The sequence below is a fragment of the Limibacillus sp. MBR-115 genome (assembly GCF_040549425.1).
Lineage (GTDB): Bacteria > Pseudomonadota > Alphaproteobacteria > Kiloniellales > CECT-8803 > Limibacillus > Limibacillus halophilus.
In genome coordinates this window covers 613,395-628,510 of record NZ_JBEPTJ010000002.1, presented here as the reverse complement: position 1 = coordinate 628,510, position 15,116 = coordinate 613,395, and the positions used below count along the sequence as shown (strand labels likewise).

Genomic DNA, 15,116 nt, shown 5'->3' with positions numbered 1-15,116 from the left:
CTCCCTGAAGTCCCGCAACCTGTCATGCGGCAAGTACCGGAGGAAACTCGAGCGGCAGATTGCTCAGCAACTCGCACCCCTGTTCGGTTACCAGCACAGTGTGGCCGACCGACATAGCCAGCCCCCGCGCGCTGTCAGGCAGCATTGCATGCATGAACAAGACCATGCCTGGCTCAGCCGGTGTCGCGTTTCCCGAGAACAGCATCGGAGGTACATCCATCCAACTTGGCCGATAGGTTGCACCCAAGGAGTAGCCGCAGGCTGCGTACCGGTTGATCTTGTGACCTGCCATATCAAAGACGCGCCGATGGGCATCGTCGATCTCGCCCAACGGCCGTCCGGGCCGGACCGCGTCCGTCATGGCTTCCAGGGCTTCTCTGACGACAGCAAAAAGATCTCTTTGTGCCTGACTGGCCTCGCCTACCGCGGCGGTTCGCATGATGCAAACGTTGTAGCGGCGATAAGGAGCCGCAAACTCTATGGTCACCTGATCCGGCGAGCCCAAACGATGTGCCCCGCAAACACTACGTCCATATAGGGCTCGCGGTCCGGAGTTGACCAGCGGACCCGCGGGCGGAACATCGCCGCCACTGCGCAGTATCTCTGAAAGGCCAGCGGCCGTTATCTCCGTGTCGAGTTTGCCGGGCCTAGCGGTCTGAAGCATAGCCAACAACGCGTTATCAGCCAGTTGCGCAGCGCTGCGGACATAAGCAAGCTCTGCCGCTGACTTGCGAACACGTAAGCGGCGAACGATGTCCGACGCGTCCTCCAGATAACACCAATCCGCCAACGCCGCATCAACCTGTGCATGGTTGGCTCCGGTCAGGCCATAGGTATCGAGTTCAATCCCGATGCGACTGTTTTTGAGACCTTTCTCTTGAAGAATTGCCCGAAGATCGAGGGCGGGTTTAGCATCCTCGCTGTTAAACCAAATACGAACATCCTCAATCACCGAGGTTTCGCGCGCCTGCTGTAAATCAGGACGACGAGTCAAAAGAGTAATCGGTGTATCGTCGGCGGTGATGACAGCCACCTGAAAGAAAAGATAGCCGGTTGAGTCATACCCTGTCAGGTAGTAGTGGCTTTCTTGCGCAAAGACCAACAAGGCCGACAGATCACGCCGTTTCAATTCCGCGCGCACGGCGGAAATTCGAGCAAAATACTCCTTAGGATCGAACTGCATTCTCGGATCTCCTGGGGCCCGCGTTCTAGAATTTGAGCTGTGCCTGTGGGCGGTAAAAGGGTCGCTCGCCGATTGTGGCTACGCGCAGCAGCCTGCGCTTGAGTGCAGGATTGAAAGCACTGCGCATATGGGCGCAACAGCGGTTGTCCCATAGGACAAGATCACCACTACACCAGTCATGGCTCCAGACGAATTCCGGTCGGGTCATATGCGCCCAAAGGTTCTTTAGGAGTTCCGCACTTTCATCCGCTCCAAGTCCTTCGATATAGCCATACCCTTTGCGACCGAGGAAAAGGCTCTCCCGGCCGGTCTGCGGATGTGTCCGGACAATCGGGTGGTACGTTCCCGGGCCCTTCGCAGGATCATTCGAAGGTCGGTATCCTGCCCGCAGCTCTCCCATAGCCGTGTAGGCCGCATCGTGTAATGACCGGCGCCCCATGATCTGTTCACGCAACTTCTGCGGCAAGGTTTCGTAGGCCATATAGAGATTCGCAAAATGCGTCTGCCCCTGCCCCGAGGGGGCCTCCACGCAATAAAGAATGGAAGCCGCCGCAGGTTTCTCGAACATCGACATGTCAGTATGCCATGTTGCTTCTGCCGAAGGTCGGGCGTCCGCCGGAACAGCGTCTTCCGATTGATTGGATATGATCTCTATCTCCGGCGCAGTTCCAGCCGGTTTGTCGCCGTAGGCCAGACCCTTGGTGACATGCAACTCACCGAAACGTCGACCGAAGGCGATCAACCCGTTTGCTGTCAGCGATTGCCCTCGGAACAGCAAAACGATGTAGCGTCGCCAAGCTGCTTCCAGTTCGGCAAACCGCGCATCATCAATTGGACGGGAAACGTCCAGGCCGCGTATCTCCGCACCCAGCGCTCCATAGCTTGGAATCACTTCAATAGACATAGGAGAATGCCCCCGACATGACCGAGCTACATTTCTCAGGTGTCCATGACCGTGACACGGCGTAGCAAACGCCGTGATTTTGGGTCAAAAGCTCCCCTTGCATGGGCAACGCAACGATTGTCCCAAACGATGAGATCTCCTGCTTTCCACTCCTGCTCCCAAATGAAGCGAGGTTGCGTCATGTGCGCCCAGAGGGCATCCAGCACCCTGTCGCTCTCCTCGACGCTCAACCCCTCGATATATCCAAAACCCATACGTCCCAAGTAAAGTGCCTTGCGGCCGGAATAAGGATGCGTCCGTACTATAGGATGACGTGCACCGGGCCCTTTCGATTTATCGGTGAGGGCCTCGTAACCAGGCCGTACACCGCCTGTCGCCAAATAGGCTGCGTCGTGGATTGACCTTCGTCCCTCTACCAGTTTCTTCAGCTCTGGATCGAGCAAATCATAAGCGTCACAAAGATTTGTGAAACGCGTATTGCCGCCGGATGGCGGGATTTCGTCACCATAGAGCAAGGTCGCGGTTGCAGGAATCTCATACATTGACATATCCGTATGCCACGTAGCCTCGCCAGCCCCCAGGGCGCCAATCGGCTTGCCATCCTTTTCTATGTTCGAAACCAGTTCCACGGCCTCGTGCAGATTCTCCGGCTTGCCGCCGTACTCAGCGCCGGCGGCATGGTGGACTTGGCCAAACCGCAGTGCGAAATCCACGAGGTGCTTGTCGTTGATGGATTGGCCTCGAAACCGAAGGACCAAATGTTCATACCAAGCATCGACAATCTGCTGAAAATCTTCATCGCTGATGCCCTTGCTGATATCCAGCCCGATGACATCCACACCCAATGCCTTTCCCGAAGGTACAAATTTGAGCGGTGTCGCAATGGATGACATGATCAACATTCTCCTTTTCGATTAAGACCACCGAAAATCCGAAGGCCTCAGTTGGTAAGCTCGTCGTGAACCGCGGCGCCCTTCGCCTGTCCCGAGCGGCGCAGCAGTTGAACAATCAAAATGGCAAAAAGCGAAAGCGTCACCAGGATCGCTGCAACGGCAGCTGTGGTGGGGTCAATCTCCTCTCGGATTCCCTCCCACATACGCTTGGGCAGCGTCTTGACCTGCACCCCACTCAGGAAGATTGCCATCACCACTTCATCGAACGAGGCCAGGAAGGCGAAGAGACTGGCCGTGATCACAGCCGGCTTAATAAGTGGAAGTGTGATCTTCCTGAACGTGACGAACTTCGTCGCGCCAAGTGTCCAAGCCGCTCGCTCGAGCGCTGGATCTACACGCTCCAGAGATGATGAAACCACGACGATTACAAAGGGAACTGCCAGTGTGAGGTGCGCAAGGACGAGACCGGTACGCGTTCCCACAAGGCCATAAGAAGCAAACAGATAATACAACGCCACCGCCGAAATGATGGTCGGTACGATGATCGGTGAAAGTAACAGCCCAAGAGTCGCCTTCTTGAATGGGAAGTCACCGCGCACCAAGGCAACTGCGGCGGCCGTTCCGATACCGGTACCAAGAACCATCACAACAACTGCCACCTGGAAGCTAATGAACGTCGGGCGCAACCAGTCGGCTCGCGACAAGTAGTTTTCGAACCATCGCGTTGAATAATCGGGCGGTGGAAAACGCAGATATGGTGCGTCACTAAATGCCAGGGGATAGAGAATCAATATCGGAAAAATAGTGATCGCCAGGACCACCCAAGCAACTATAGAGATCGCCGGGAATTCGCGCGGCGGGCGGCCGGGGTCCGAGTTTGACAGTCGTCCAATCAGGCCAGTTTGATTTGATGATCGCACTGGACCGCCAATTAAACCTAGAAACGAAATTACCCGTACCCAGATTCGGCCGAGGAGCTTCGAATTCGTCGACGAAATGATACGGTTGTAGAGGATAACCAGCACCAGGGTTGCAGCCAGCAGGGAAACCGACATGGCTGAAGCGAGTGGCCAATTAAAAAGCCTATTCACCTGTCGCTCAATCAGCATGACAAAGGTGGTATCGCCAAGGCCGCCGAGAAGTGCTGGCGTGACAAAAAAGCCGATCGACAGGATGAAGACCAAAAGGGATCCCGCCATCACTCCCGGGAGGCTCAACGGAAGGAAAACTGCGAAGAATGTCCGCGTCTTGCTGGCGCCCAGGCTTGATGCCGCAGACATGAGATTCATGTCGATGCGGCGCATTACGGCAAACAGAGGCAAGACCATGAACGGCAGCATGATATGAACCATGCCAACATAGACACTGAAGCGGTTGTAGAGCAGGCTGAACGGCGAATCGATCAATCCAAGCGACAGCAAGGTCTCATTGACTAGCCCTTTGCGACCCAGGATAACCATCCAAGAATAGGTGCGTACAAGTAAGCTGGTCCATAGAGGCAGAATGATCAGCAGCGCAATGAGCCGCTGCAGCCAACCGGCGGAACGTAGCATCAAAAGTGCGACAGGATAGCCTAACAGGACACAAATTGCCGTCACGGCGAGTGAGAGCAACAACGTGCTTATGAGCACGTCGACCAAAACCGGATCCCTGAAAATCTCAAAGTAGTACTTAAATGTGAGCTCACGACCGCCGAAGCTTTCCAGAAAAACACCACCAAGCGGAATGATGAACACCCCCAGGAAGAGTATCAACGCCGGCAGAAGCAGCAACGGCGCTAGCGAGCGATGACGGCGTCGCGGCGCCTCTTTGCCGGGCTTAACGACGTCTTCTTCCCGCAATGTTTCGAATGAAAGGGTCATTGTTGTTGCTCGGCTCCGCTTATCCTGCCGCAGCGGCCAGGATTAGTTCTCTGGGATAGTTAGTAAGACGTTCATATCCAGTCTCGGTAATCAGTATCGTTTCCGAGAAACCGAAACCCTGCGCCAGCAGATAGCTGTGGAGGGTCATGCCTGGCTCGAAACTCCAAAGCGCGGCGGGAGACGCTTCCAGACCTTCACCACCTGAAGGTGGCAGCAGCAGTCCGACACCATAGAATGTCTTGTTGCTGTATCTTTCGGCTAGTCCACGGCTGAGAACACCTTCCCGGTAAATTCGATCCGGCACAGTGGCAGCCACGCCCGGCCCCACTTCTGCCAGTGCGGCGTCCTGAATCGAGATCAACTGTTCAGCCAGCACTTTTTCGGTATCACTTGCGTACTCAATTTTGATGGTTCGCATAAAACGCGCGTGATAGTGGCGCACACAGGCCAAGACCTCGAATTGCAGTGTCTCGCCGGCTTCTATCCTTTTATCTGTGTAGCTACCGTGTAGATGCAGCGCTCTTTCGCCCGAGGCTAAGACCCCCGGCCCCTGCATATCGCTGCCCGCTTCAATCAAAGCCGATGAAATGCTAGCCGCCATAGCGCGCTCGGTTATACCGGCCGCAGCAGTTGCTTCTGCCTTGGCCATGCCCGCCTCGGCGGCCTTCGCCGCCTGTCGCATGAGATAGATTTCCGCAGGCGACTTGCGCTGGCGCAACCGCGCCACGATGTCGCTACCATCCACCAGCTCGCGCCCAGCCAATAAGCTCGTGATCTTGCTATGGCGATCAACCGAAAGCGGCCATGCTTTCAGTTCAATCGCTATACGCCCCGCTGACGGGAAGTAGCTGGCAATCAGGGTGCCCGCAATCTCGGCCGGATTGTCCGTATCACTCCAGAAGCGGCGCTCCGGAAAGACGCCTGTCTTTTCGAAGTAATAGGCCTCCATATCCCGGCAACAGGTCACTGGCTCCCCTTTAGCCGGGACCAAAACGCATTGAAACGACGCATAACCCCGGGTGAAAAACCCCGTAAGCCAAGTGACCGATTCCGGTTGGAATAACAGCAACCCACCAAGCCCACGCTCTACGAGAACTTCCTGAACTGCCGCCAGTCTTGCGTGATACTCCGATACTGCGAACCAGGGTTCGCTCAGCAGCGGCAAGTCCGTTCTACTCACTCCCTGATCCATTTTTCCGAAGCTCCTGGCATTGCAAGACCCGAATGGCCCCGGACACTTCCGAAGCTCGGAAGTGTCCGAAGTCATGTCGGTGTGAAGTTACTGGATGGACCAGCGGTTCCACATTTCCTGATTAAGCAACACGTTGCTCTTGCCTTCATCGTTGGTCGAAGCCCACCAATCGGCACTCAGGAACACCTGCTTTTTCAAATTCTCCGGATAGGAGGGGAGTTGCCGCGCCCGTTCTTCGGGAAGATGGTCAAAAGCTTTCATGTTCACCGGACCCAGAAGCTGCAACTTCACCATTTCCGCTTGCACTTCCGGACGCGTCGCATACTCAATAAACTTCATAGCGTTTTCATAGTTCGGCGCATTCTTCGGGATAATCCAGTAATCGAACTGAATCAGAGCTTGGTTCCAAGTGAAATCGATCGGAGCGCCTTCACTCTTACGACGGACGACGCGGCCGAGGGTGGCGCCGCCAACAACGGCTTCTCCGTCGACGAGCATCTGAGGCGCCATCGCCGAACTAGTCGTAAACTTCGCAACATGCGGACGAATTTTGGACATGCTTTCGTAAGCCCGCTTCATGTCCAATGGATAGAGCTTCTCAGGCGCCACACCGTCCGCCATCAACGCATATTCGAGCGGCGGAACGACCCAGTCACCGGCATCGATGGCACGCGGTCCGGGGAATTTTTCCACGTCCCAAACGTCCTGCCAACTGTTTGGATGATTCTCCCCCGGAAAGGCATCTGTGTTATAGGCAATGACTTTGGAATAAAAGAAATTTCCGATGCCGTAGGGGTGCTCCACCTCGTCGACTATATCGTCGAGCATGCCCTGGAAGTAATTCTCATAATCGAGTTTCTCGACAAGTCCTTCACGAGCCAGGACCAACAGGTCGCCGGGTACAATGCCGGATACATCCCATTCCGTGTTGCCGCTCTCTACCATGGCCTTGATCTTGGCCAGGGATGGACCGGTCGCCTCAATCACTTCGATACCCGTCTCTTTTTCGAAAGGCGCGAAAATCGCCTTACGTTGGTCTTCTTGGAACGAGCCACCCCAGGATGCCACGACGACATGACCTTTGTCCTGAGCCGTCGATTGATCCGCTCCAACGGCAAACACCATCGCCGCAGCTACCGCAGCAGCCATTAAATCAGTTCGTTTCATATTCTCCTCCCTCTCCCTGGGGACTGTCCCCAAGATCTGGCGCAAAGTTCTCTCAAATTTCCACCGCAACCGCGGCCGTCAGGCGGGTCGCTTCGCTGCGCCGTCGCAAGGCGACTCCACTTGTTTCACACTGATGTCGAGAAACCTCGCGAGAATGGTCTTCGCGTTCTCAACTTCATCTGCGTCTTTGATTAAGCGGCCGACATCGGCCCCGTCTGCCTCCAACCGCTTGCGATTTCGTTCAAACCAGCTTGGTGCCTCGTCGACCGTTATTTCCAAATGTCCCTGAACTCCCCAGACAGGTTTTTCGGCATGCCGCCAAATCTGGTTGGGGCAAATATCGCTCTTCGCCAGCACCTTGATACGAGGATGATCGTCGCGCACTTCGTCGTTGTGCCAAACGAACATGCGAACCTGCTTGCCGAGATCACCGCATACAGGATCATCGTTGGCCCCGGTCACTACTTCGAGGTCTTTGTATCCGACCTCGCACGTGCTGCGCCTGAAAACCTGATCCACTCCGAAGAGCGACGAGGCCAAAATCTGACTGCCAAAGCAAATCCCGAGCATTGGTATGGAACGCTCAGCAAGTTCTGCGATGAGACGGTGTTCCCGGTCGATCCATGCCAAACCGTCATAGGAAGATTGCGGACTGCCGGAAAGAATAACCCCGCCGTAACCGTCAAGGGATTCAGGGAATTCGCCACCTGCCGCCCAAAAAGAGTCGACGGTCGCCCGCCCCTTCGCCAGGGACACCAACGCCGGAGGGATTCCTCCCGGATTGACAGTGTTATTCAGAAACATCAGTCGCGGCAATTTTCCATCCCCATTGGCCGCCGACGGCCTTTTTCTGTTTTCCACAACCTTCCGGCTGCTGGTAAAGCAAGGCCAATACTACCGACCCCGCAATCTATCCTCTCGTGTAGGCACATGTATGTTTTCTAATATTCTTTGTGTATACACTATATATACCAACACACAAATTAGAGTCCACCAGAAAACGTCTGGCGGATGCTAATGTCAGACGGCAACGTCCATCACGGCCTTGTTGTCCGGAGAATCGGCAGAAAGCATCACGGTGTCTGCAACCTCCCAACACAGCCTTACGCTGTCGCCGCTCTTACAGGCGGAAAGAGAGCGTGCGGTCAGGGTGTTTGCCGTTACGACACCACAACCGGGAATTTCGACAAAGTACTTGCTGACTCCACCGGTCATAATTTTTTCCCGAAGAATTCCCTGTACACTGTTGTGCGAATCCTGAGCATCCCCGGCAATCTTGATTGATTCGGGCCGCACCATCAAAAAGGTCTCTTTGCTAGAGCGCATACCGTCGCGCAAAGGCGCACGGACCTTCTGCTGACCATCGAGCACTAGGGTAGCGATCCCATCCTGCTCGCCATGTAGCTGGGCGGAAAAAATATTCGATTCACCGAGAAAGTCCGCGGCGAATTTGCTGCGGGGCTGGAAGTAGATTTCCTCGGGCGGGCCAACCTGTTCAATCCGCCCGCTGTTGAAAAGGCAAATTCGATCCGACATCACCATTGCCTCCTCTTGATCATGGGTGACATAGAGGACGGTGATGCCCAGCTGCTCGTGAAGCGCCTTGATCTCAAGCTGCATGTGCTCCCGCAGCTTTTTGTCAAGAGCACCCAACGGTTCGTCCATGAGAATGATGGAGGGTTTGTAAACAATACAGCGCGCAAGTGCGATGCGCTGCTGCTGCCCACCGGATAGGGCCGACGGCAGTCGATCACCGACCTCCGGCAGGCGCACTTTCTCGAGGGCGCCGTGAACCTCCTTATTGATCGTTTGCTCCGGCACCCGCCGCATGCGCAACGGGAAAGCAATGTTCTCGAACACCGACAAATGCGGGAAGAGGGCATAATTCTGGAAAACCATGCCGATATCACGCTTATGGCTCGACAGATAGGTACAATTGCGACCGTCAATCCGGACTTGGCCGCTATCGGGCCACGATAGACCCGCAACCATCATGAGAAGGGTCGTCTTCCCTGACCCAGAAGGCCCAAGCAGCGTGACGAACTCTCCCTCCCTAACATCTAGGTTTGCGCTTTCCACTGCCACCACCGCACCATAGGTTTTGCGCAGGTCGACGACTTCCAATTTATGGCTCGCACTCTTCACGTTTGCACTCCATACATCCACTGTGTATTCACATTGCATCCAATGGTAACTGAAGCTAGTATCCGGTGGCAACAGTTGCTTTAAACATCCGATAAACAATCAGGTGCGCACAGCGGCAGTATGGCCTTTTGAGCAGCGCCTGGACGGACAGAAATAGTTGGAGGGGAAGATCATGGCGCTCCATTTCGCTAGGGACGAGTTTACCGCACGCATAAAGCGCGCTCAGGCGCGTATGCGCGAGCAGGACTTGGCCGCGTTGCTCATATTCGGGCCTGAAAGCCAGTACTACCTGACCGGATACGACACCAATGGGTACGTTTTCTTCCAGTGCCTAGTCCTAACAGTCGAAGAGGTGAACCCGCTAACCTTGCTCACGCGCCGACCAGACTTGGAACAGGCACGGCGAACTTCCATCATTGAAGATATTCGTCTTTGGTATGACCGGGAGGGCAAGGATCCGACGGAGGAATTGCATGAGATTCTGCGAGAAAAGGGACTCGCTGGCCATCGGGTTGGCGTAGAACGCGATACATTTGGGCTCAATGCAAAGAGCTACGATCTGATCCGCGAGCGCCTCGGCACTTGGTGTGCCCTTGCTGATGGTTCAACTGTCATTCGGCCCCTCAGGCTTGTCAAATCGCCTGCCGAGCAGGTTTACGTCCGAAAGGCGGCGGAGTTGGCCGACAACGCGCTAGAGGCAATGCTGGAGAAGAGCCGCCCAGGCGCCTTTGAGGGCGAAATCGCCGCCGCTGGCAGCACCGCCATCTTCGACGGTGGCGGCGACCCACCGGCCTCAGGGCCAGTTTTAGGTTCAGGTGATCGCGCCCTGCTCCTGCGCGGCTCGACGGGCGCACAACATCTCGGCGCAACCGACCAATTGACGATGGAGTTTGCTGCCACCTATCGCCGCTACAACGTCTGCCTTATGAGGACAGCCGCTATTGGCAAGGAACCCCAAGGACATCGCCGGATGTTCGAGGTCACCTTAGAGGCCTTGCAAGCCATGACAGAAGCAGCCCGGCCCGGAAAAGCCCTTGGTGATATTGACGACGCGCACCGTGATATTTTCGACAAACGCGGCTTTGAAAAATCACGCATGGCTGCCTGTGGATACTCCTTAGGTGCTACTTACCGGCCATCCTGGATGGACGTTCCGCCCATGCTCTATTCAGGGAATCCTCAGCCGGTCGTAGCTGGAATGACACTGTTTCTCCACTCCATCCTGGTCGACGCCAATGCAGGCCTTGCCATGTCAATCGGCTACACAATCCTGACAACAAATGGTTCGCCGGAGGTCCTTAGCCGCTATCCGCTCGACTACCTGCTTTGCAAATGACCGAGGTAACGATTTTCCGAGACGCGCGGATCTTCGACTTCGAGCTGGAAGCCTACCGCGAGGATGTAAGCATTCTGGTTGAGGGCAACCGCATTCGTGAGGTTGTCGACGAGCGCTTGTCCATGGACTCCGCGCGTCTTGTCGACTGCAAAGGGCGCATTGTCATGCCGGGCTTAATCGACGCCCATGTGCACGTCATCGGCATCACGCTCGACATTAAAAGACTTGCAAAGATTCACCCCTACCTCGTAGCGGCCAAAGCTAAAGGTGTGCTTGAGGGAATGCTGCTGCGTGGATTCACCTCGGTGCGCGACGCGGGCGGAGCCGACGTCGCCCTCGCCGACGCTGTTGCTCATGGTTATTTCGCCGGTCCACGACTTTTTGTTTCTGGGCTCGCCCTTGCCCGACCCGGCGCCCAAGGCGATTTCCGAGAGGCCGGAGACAAGCATCTTGGTTGTCCAGTATGCCAGGGCCACCGCAGCCTTACGCAGTTAGTGAAAGATGAGGACCAGGCTAGGGCAGCCGTCCGCAGGGAACTTGCTAAAGGTGCACACCAGATCAAAGTCATGGCCTCTGGGGGCATCGCGTCGAGGCTTCCCCTTAAAACCTGCCATTTCTCGCTAGAGGAACTCCGAGCAATCACCGACGAAGCCCACTCAGGTGAGCGCTACGTCATGGCTCATGCATATGAGAATGTGGCCGTCCAGCGCTGCCTCGAAGCGGGTGTCCGTTCCATTGAGCACGGCAGCCGTCTTAACGACGAAACGCTTGGGCTTATGAAAAAAAACAACGCCTTCCTGGTTCCTACGCTCAGTGCTTACGACGCCCTTCGGCGAGAGGGCCGAGAGCTAGGTATGACCGGGCTACAAATCTCCCTCTTCGAAGAAACCCTAAAGGATTCCCTGGATACCCTCGACCGTGCGCGCTCTCTGGGAGTTTACCTCGGTCATGGTTCCGATCTTGAGGGTCGATTGCACTCTCAGCAGTCACATGAATTTGTCCTAAAGAGCGAAGTGCTGTCAGCACGAGAGGTTGTCAAGGCGGCGACGCTTACAAATGCTCAGTTGCTGGGCATGAACAATGACCTCGGCGTCATCGCTCCAGGAGCCTTGGCCGACCTCCTGTTGGTAGAAGGTGATCCCTATGAGGACGCTACTATTCTGGCGAGACCCGAGCAAACGTTGGCGCTCATCATGCAGGGCGGGCGTATCGTCAAGGACGTTCAATAAGGAGCATGTAAATTGATTAGCGACAAAAAGATAAAGGATAAGCCGTCAGCCGGGAGTCCGAGGGTCCTTTTCACAGGCGTTGGTGGAAGCATTGGGGAGGCGATTCGCACCCAACTGAAGGACCTGCCAGCCGAGATCATCGCCCTTAGTCATGAATCCCGTGACGATGCAACGCTGTTTGCCGACTTTAGCGATGATGTTGCCTTAAGCGCCGCGATCGCGGATCTCGATGCATCACTTGACCATATCGTCTTGTCTCACGGAATTCTCGAGAGCGGCCCCTGGTCAAAAGTCACTCCCAAGGATTGGCGTCGAACGATGGATGTCAATCTCAATAGCATTTACACGATTTTACACAGCGCTTTGCCGAAACTAAAACGGGGCAGCAGCATCGTCCTCATATCCTCCACCGCAGCATTCGATCACAGCCCAGTCGGTGGCCCGCATTACACGGCAAGCAAGTGGGCTATCAACGGGCTCGTGCGACATCTGGCGTTCGACCTGGGTGGCCGTGACATCCGGATAAATTCTGTCTGCCCAGGCTTGGTTGAGAACCCAATGGGTTGGAAATATCTCGACGAAAAAAGTCATGCGAGTTCGCTAGATGCCATTCCACTTGGGCGAGGCGGCACGCCGGATGAGATTGCAGCCGTGGTCATGTTTCTTCTAAGCACCCAGGCCAGCTTCGTCACCGGTGCGCACATCCCCGTATCCGGCGGCTTTTAATAAACTAAACCAATGAAGAAAGAAGTTCTCGATGAATAGGAATCCATTTATCACCTGTGCCCTCACCGGTAGCGGCGAAACTGCCGCACGGAGCCAGCATGTACCTGTGACGCCTAAGGAGATTGCCGAATCCGGCCTAGCAGCTGCAAAGGCTGGTGCCGCTATTTTGCATATCCATGTCCGTGACCCTAAAACCAAAAAACAAAGCAGGAAGCTGGATTACTACCGAGAGGTTATCGACCGCATCCGAGACCGGAATAGCGATGTTATCCTGAACTTAACCGGCGGTGCCGGCGGCGACCTCGTCTTCGGCCAGAATAGGCTCCTTGATTTTGCAGAGGGGACTGACTTCGTGCCGCCCGCCAAACGTATGGAGCACATCCTGGCGCTTAAGCCGGAGATTGCGTCCCTAGATTGTGGGTCGCTAAACTTCGGTGAACTGCTTTACGCCACCACTCCCTCAATGCTCCGCACGATGGCTGAAGGCTATAGAGAGGCCGGCGTACTACCAGAGTTAGAGGTTTTCGAGTTGGGGCATATTGAGATGGCCCGCCAATTGATTGTTGAAGGCCTAATCACCGAGCCGCCACTATTCCAGCTCTGCCTTGGCATTAAGTATGGCGCGCCCGCCACCCCAGACGCGATGATGGCCATGCGCAACGCGCTGCCGCCAAGGGCCAGATGGGCGGGCTTTGGCCTTGGTAGGATGCAATTTCCCATGGTCGCGCAAGCCTGTATTTTAGGAGGGAACATCCGCGTCGGTCTTGAAGACAACCTGTATCTTGCGCACGGCGAACTCGCTACTAATGAACAACTCGTCACTCGAGCGGTTTCGATCGTCCAGAGCCTAGGCGGCGTAGTTGCCACAGCAAAGGAAACGCGCGGATTGCTTGGCCTTGGATAGCTACCTGGAGCGGCTTCGTCAGAGCAAATGCGTTGAAGCGGACGAGGCGGTTCTCTAACGCCCAACCATGCCCAAACGCAGCCCATTCCGACACTTCAAGACGTCGCCCGAGATCATCCGCCTAGCGATCATGATGTATATTCGCTTCCCACTTTCATTACGAAATGTGGAGGATCTTCTTCACGAGCGTGGGATTGATATCAGCCACGAAACGGTGCGTTTCTGGTGGCAGCGCTTCGGTCCAATGTTCGCCGCCGAGATCCGCAAACGACGGATCCAAAGCATGCGATCAAGCCTCTGGCGATGGCACCTGGACGAGGTTTTCGTGAAGATCAACGGTGAGCAGCATTATTTGTGGCGAGCCGTCGACCACGAGGGCGAGGCATCCCCCACAATTGCTGCGATGTGGGTTGCATATGGCAGTATACGACCTGTTCAACGCTGGCGGAAGCAAGCTCTCGATACCACGTGGCGTATGTGTCAAGTGTGGGCGTAGTCAGTACTGGTCCCATTCGGGAGACGCACCGAAGCACTTTACTGCGAAATCAACGAATGCGCGCACCTTGCCCGCAAGATGCCGGTTATGCGCGTATACTGCGTAAACTCCCAGGTTGGACCCTTCGTACGCATCGAGAAGAATCTCGAGCCGACCCTGCCGTATGTCTGGCCCGACAGCGAAGGTTGGAATCAGGCCGACGCCCATATCGGCTAGCAGCATTCTTCGGACGGATGCAGCATTGTTGACCGTAAACCGCCCATCAACCTGGATTGATTTCTGCTTGCCATCCTCCTTGAACTGCCAAAGAGACCCGCTGCGAAAATTTCTGTCGACAATACAATCATGCTTCTCCAGGTCGTTCAGGTAGCGTAGCGCGCCTCTGCGCTTAAGATAGACAGGTGACGCACAAACAACTATCCGAGCCGGGGCAAGACGACGCGCAATGAGCGGCGAATCCTCAAGTTCGGCGATGCGAATGGCAACATCTACACCTTCGTCCACAAGGTTAACGAAGCGGTCTGTCAGATTCAGGTCGATTCTGACGTCTGGATGAGCCGCCAAGAACCGAGCGACTACATCAGTCAGGTACAACTCGCCGAACGTTACCGGCGCAGAGATAATCAGCGTCCCTCGCGGTGAGGCGTGGCGATCCTGGACACTTGATTCCAGCTCATCAAGATCGTCGAGTATCTGTTGGCAGCGTTCGAAATAGGCAGCCCCGATCTCAGTTAATGTGAGCGAGCGAGTCGTGCGGTTAAGCAGTCGCACGCCGAGATGATCTTCAAGCTGACCAACGTACTTGCTGACCAAAGCGGTGGACATTCTCCGTCGACCCGCAGCTGCGGTGAAGGAGCCCTCCTTGACCACCGTTACGAACGTTCTCATGCCGTCAATCGTGTCCATGATCACTACCTGTAGGTCTCTCTGTTCTCCGGGCAATCTTGCAAGGAATGATTGCCTCCTACCAGCCTGCTCTCGACGCAAAGGCTTCAGACAACTCAAACTCGACCTTATTCGCACGCACCAGATTTCACCCACTCCGCGCAGTCAAGCCAGTGAGTTCGCTCGGATGCGGG

General features: G+C 55.5%; 14 protein-coding genes. 5 read left to right on the top strand and 9 right to left on the bottom strand.

Going from position 1 to position 15,116, the window contains the following annotated elements; genetic code table 11:
- Positions 1 to 22 precede the first annotated feature (22 nt).
- The 8 genes from ABIE63_RS06525 to ABIE63_RS06490 form a co-directional block, all read right to left on the bottom strand.
- Entirely contained in the window at positions 23 to 1,183 is a 1,161-nt protein-coding gene (locus tag ABIE63_RS06525) for a Xaa-Pro peptidase family protein (RefSeq protein WP_354503652.1), read from the bottom strand.
- Positions 1,184 to 1,208: 25 nt separating this feature from the next.
- The gene (locus tag ABIE63_RS06520) at positions 1,209 to 2,087 is read right to left on the bottom strand and encodes a TauD/TfdA family dioxygenase (RefSeq protein WP_354503650.1); all 879 of its coding nucleotides are present in this window, start codon (positions 2,085 to 2,087) and stop codon (positions 1,209 to 1,211) included.
- Between the two features lie 35 nt (positions 2,088 to 2,122).
- Complete coding sequence (locus ABIE63_RS06515) at positions 2,123 to 2,980, bottom strand: TauD/TfdA family dioxygenase (protein WP_354503649.1); 858 nt, start codon at positions 2,978 to 2,980, stop codon at positions 2,123 to 2,125.
- Between the two features lie 47 nt (positions 2,981 to 3,027).
- Positions 3,028 to 4,842, bottom strand: coding sequence for an ABC transporter permease subunit (locus ABIE63_RS06510; protein ID WP_354503648.1), 1,815 nt, complete (start codon positions 4,840 to 4,842; stop codon positions 3,028 to 3,030).
- A gap of 19 nt (positions 4,843 to 4,861) precedes the next feature.
- Positions 4,862 to 6,034, bottom strand: coding sequence for a Xaa-Pro peptidase family protein (locus tag ABIE63_RS06505; protein WP_354503646.1), 1,173 nt, complete (start codon positions 6,032 to 6,034; stop codon positions 4,862 to 4,864).
- 87 nt (positions 6,035 to 6,121) lie between these two features.
- Positions 6,122 to 7,201 carry an ABC transporter substrate-binding protein gene (locus ABIE63_RS06500; protein ID WP_354503644.1) on the bottom strand — a complete coding sequence of 360 codons (1,080 nt, stop codon included), beginning with the start codon at positions 7,199 to 7,201 and terminating at the stop codon, positions 6,122 to 6,124.
- 78 nt (positions 7,202 to 7,279) lie between these two features.
- Positions 7,280 to 8,005 (bottom strand): type 1 glutamine amidotransferase, encoded by a 726-nt coding sequence (locus ABIE63_RS06495; protein ID WP_354503643.1) that lies wholly within the window; start codon positions 8,003 to 8,005, stop codon positions 7,280 to 7,282.
- 216 nt (positions 8,006 to 8,221) lie between these two features.
- Positions 8,222 to 9,346 carry an ABC transporter ATP-binding protein gene (locus tag ABIE63_RS06490; protein WP_354503641.1) on the bottom strand — a complete coding sequence of 375 codons (1,125 nt, stop codon included), beginning with the start codon at positions 9,344 to 9,346 and terminating at the stop codon, positions 8,222 to 8,224.
- A gap of 172 nt (positions 9,347 to 9,518) precedes the next feature.
- Here ABIE63_RS06490 and ABIE63_RS06485 point away from each other — a divergent pair, with 172 nt between their 5' ends.
- From ABIE63_RS06485 to ABIE63_RS06465, 5 genes are all read left to right on the top strand, one after another.
- Positions 9,519 to 10,682 (top strand): Xaa-Pro peptidase family protein, encoded by a 1,164-nt coding sequence (locus ABIE63_RS06485; protein WP_354503640.1) that lies wholly within the window; start codon positions 9,519 to 9,521, stop codon positions 10,680 to 10,682.
- On the top strand, positions 10,679 to 11,911 hold the full coding sequence (locus tag ABIE63_RS06480; RefSeq protein WP_354503639.1) for an amidohydrolase family protein: 1,233 nt from the start codon (positions 10,679 to 10,681) through the stop codon (positions 11,909 to 11,911). The genes ABIE63_RS06485 and ABIE63_RS06480 overlap by 4 nt, the downstream gene beginning before the upstream one ends.
- Before the next feature lie 12 nt (positions 11,912 to 11,923).
- Positions 11,924 to 12,637 carry an SDR family oxidoreductase gene (locus tag ABIE63_RS06475; protein WP_354503638.1) on the top strand — a complete coding sequence of 238 codons (714 nt, stop codon included), beginning with the start codon at positions 11,924 to 11,926 and terminating at the stop codon, positions 12,635 to 12,637.
- A 31-nt stretch (positions 12,638 to 12,668) separates the two neighbouring features.
- Complete coding sequence (locus tag ABIE63_RS06470) at positions 12,669 to 13,541, top strand: 3-keto-5-aminohexanoate cleavage protein (RefSeq protein WP_354503637.1); 873 nt, start codon at positions 12,669 to 12,671, stop codon at positions 13,539 to 13,541.
- Positions 13,542 to 13,608: 67 nt separating this feature from the next.
- A complete protein-coding gene (locus ABIE63_RS06465; RefSeq protein ID WP_354503636.1) occupies positions 13,609 to 14,037 on the top strand; it encodes a DDE-type integrase/transposase/recombinase in 429 nt (142 codons plus the stop codon).
- Here ABIE63_RS06465 and ABIE63_RS06460 read toward each other — a convergent pair whose 3' ends face one another.
- Positions 14,038 to 14,943 (bottom strand): LysR family transcriptional regulator, encoded by a 906-nt coding sequence (locus tag ABIE63_RS06460; RefSeq protein WP_354503635.1) that lies wholly within the window; start codon positions 14,941 to 14,943, stop codon positions 14,038 to 14,040.
- Between the last annotated feature and the right edge of the window lie 173 nt (positions 14,944 to 15,116).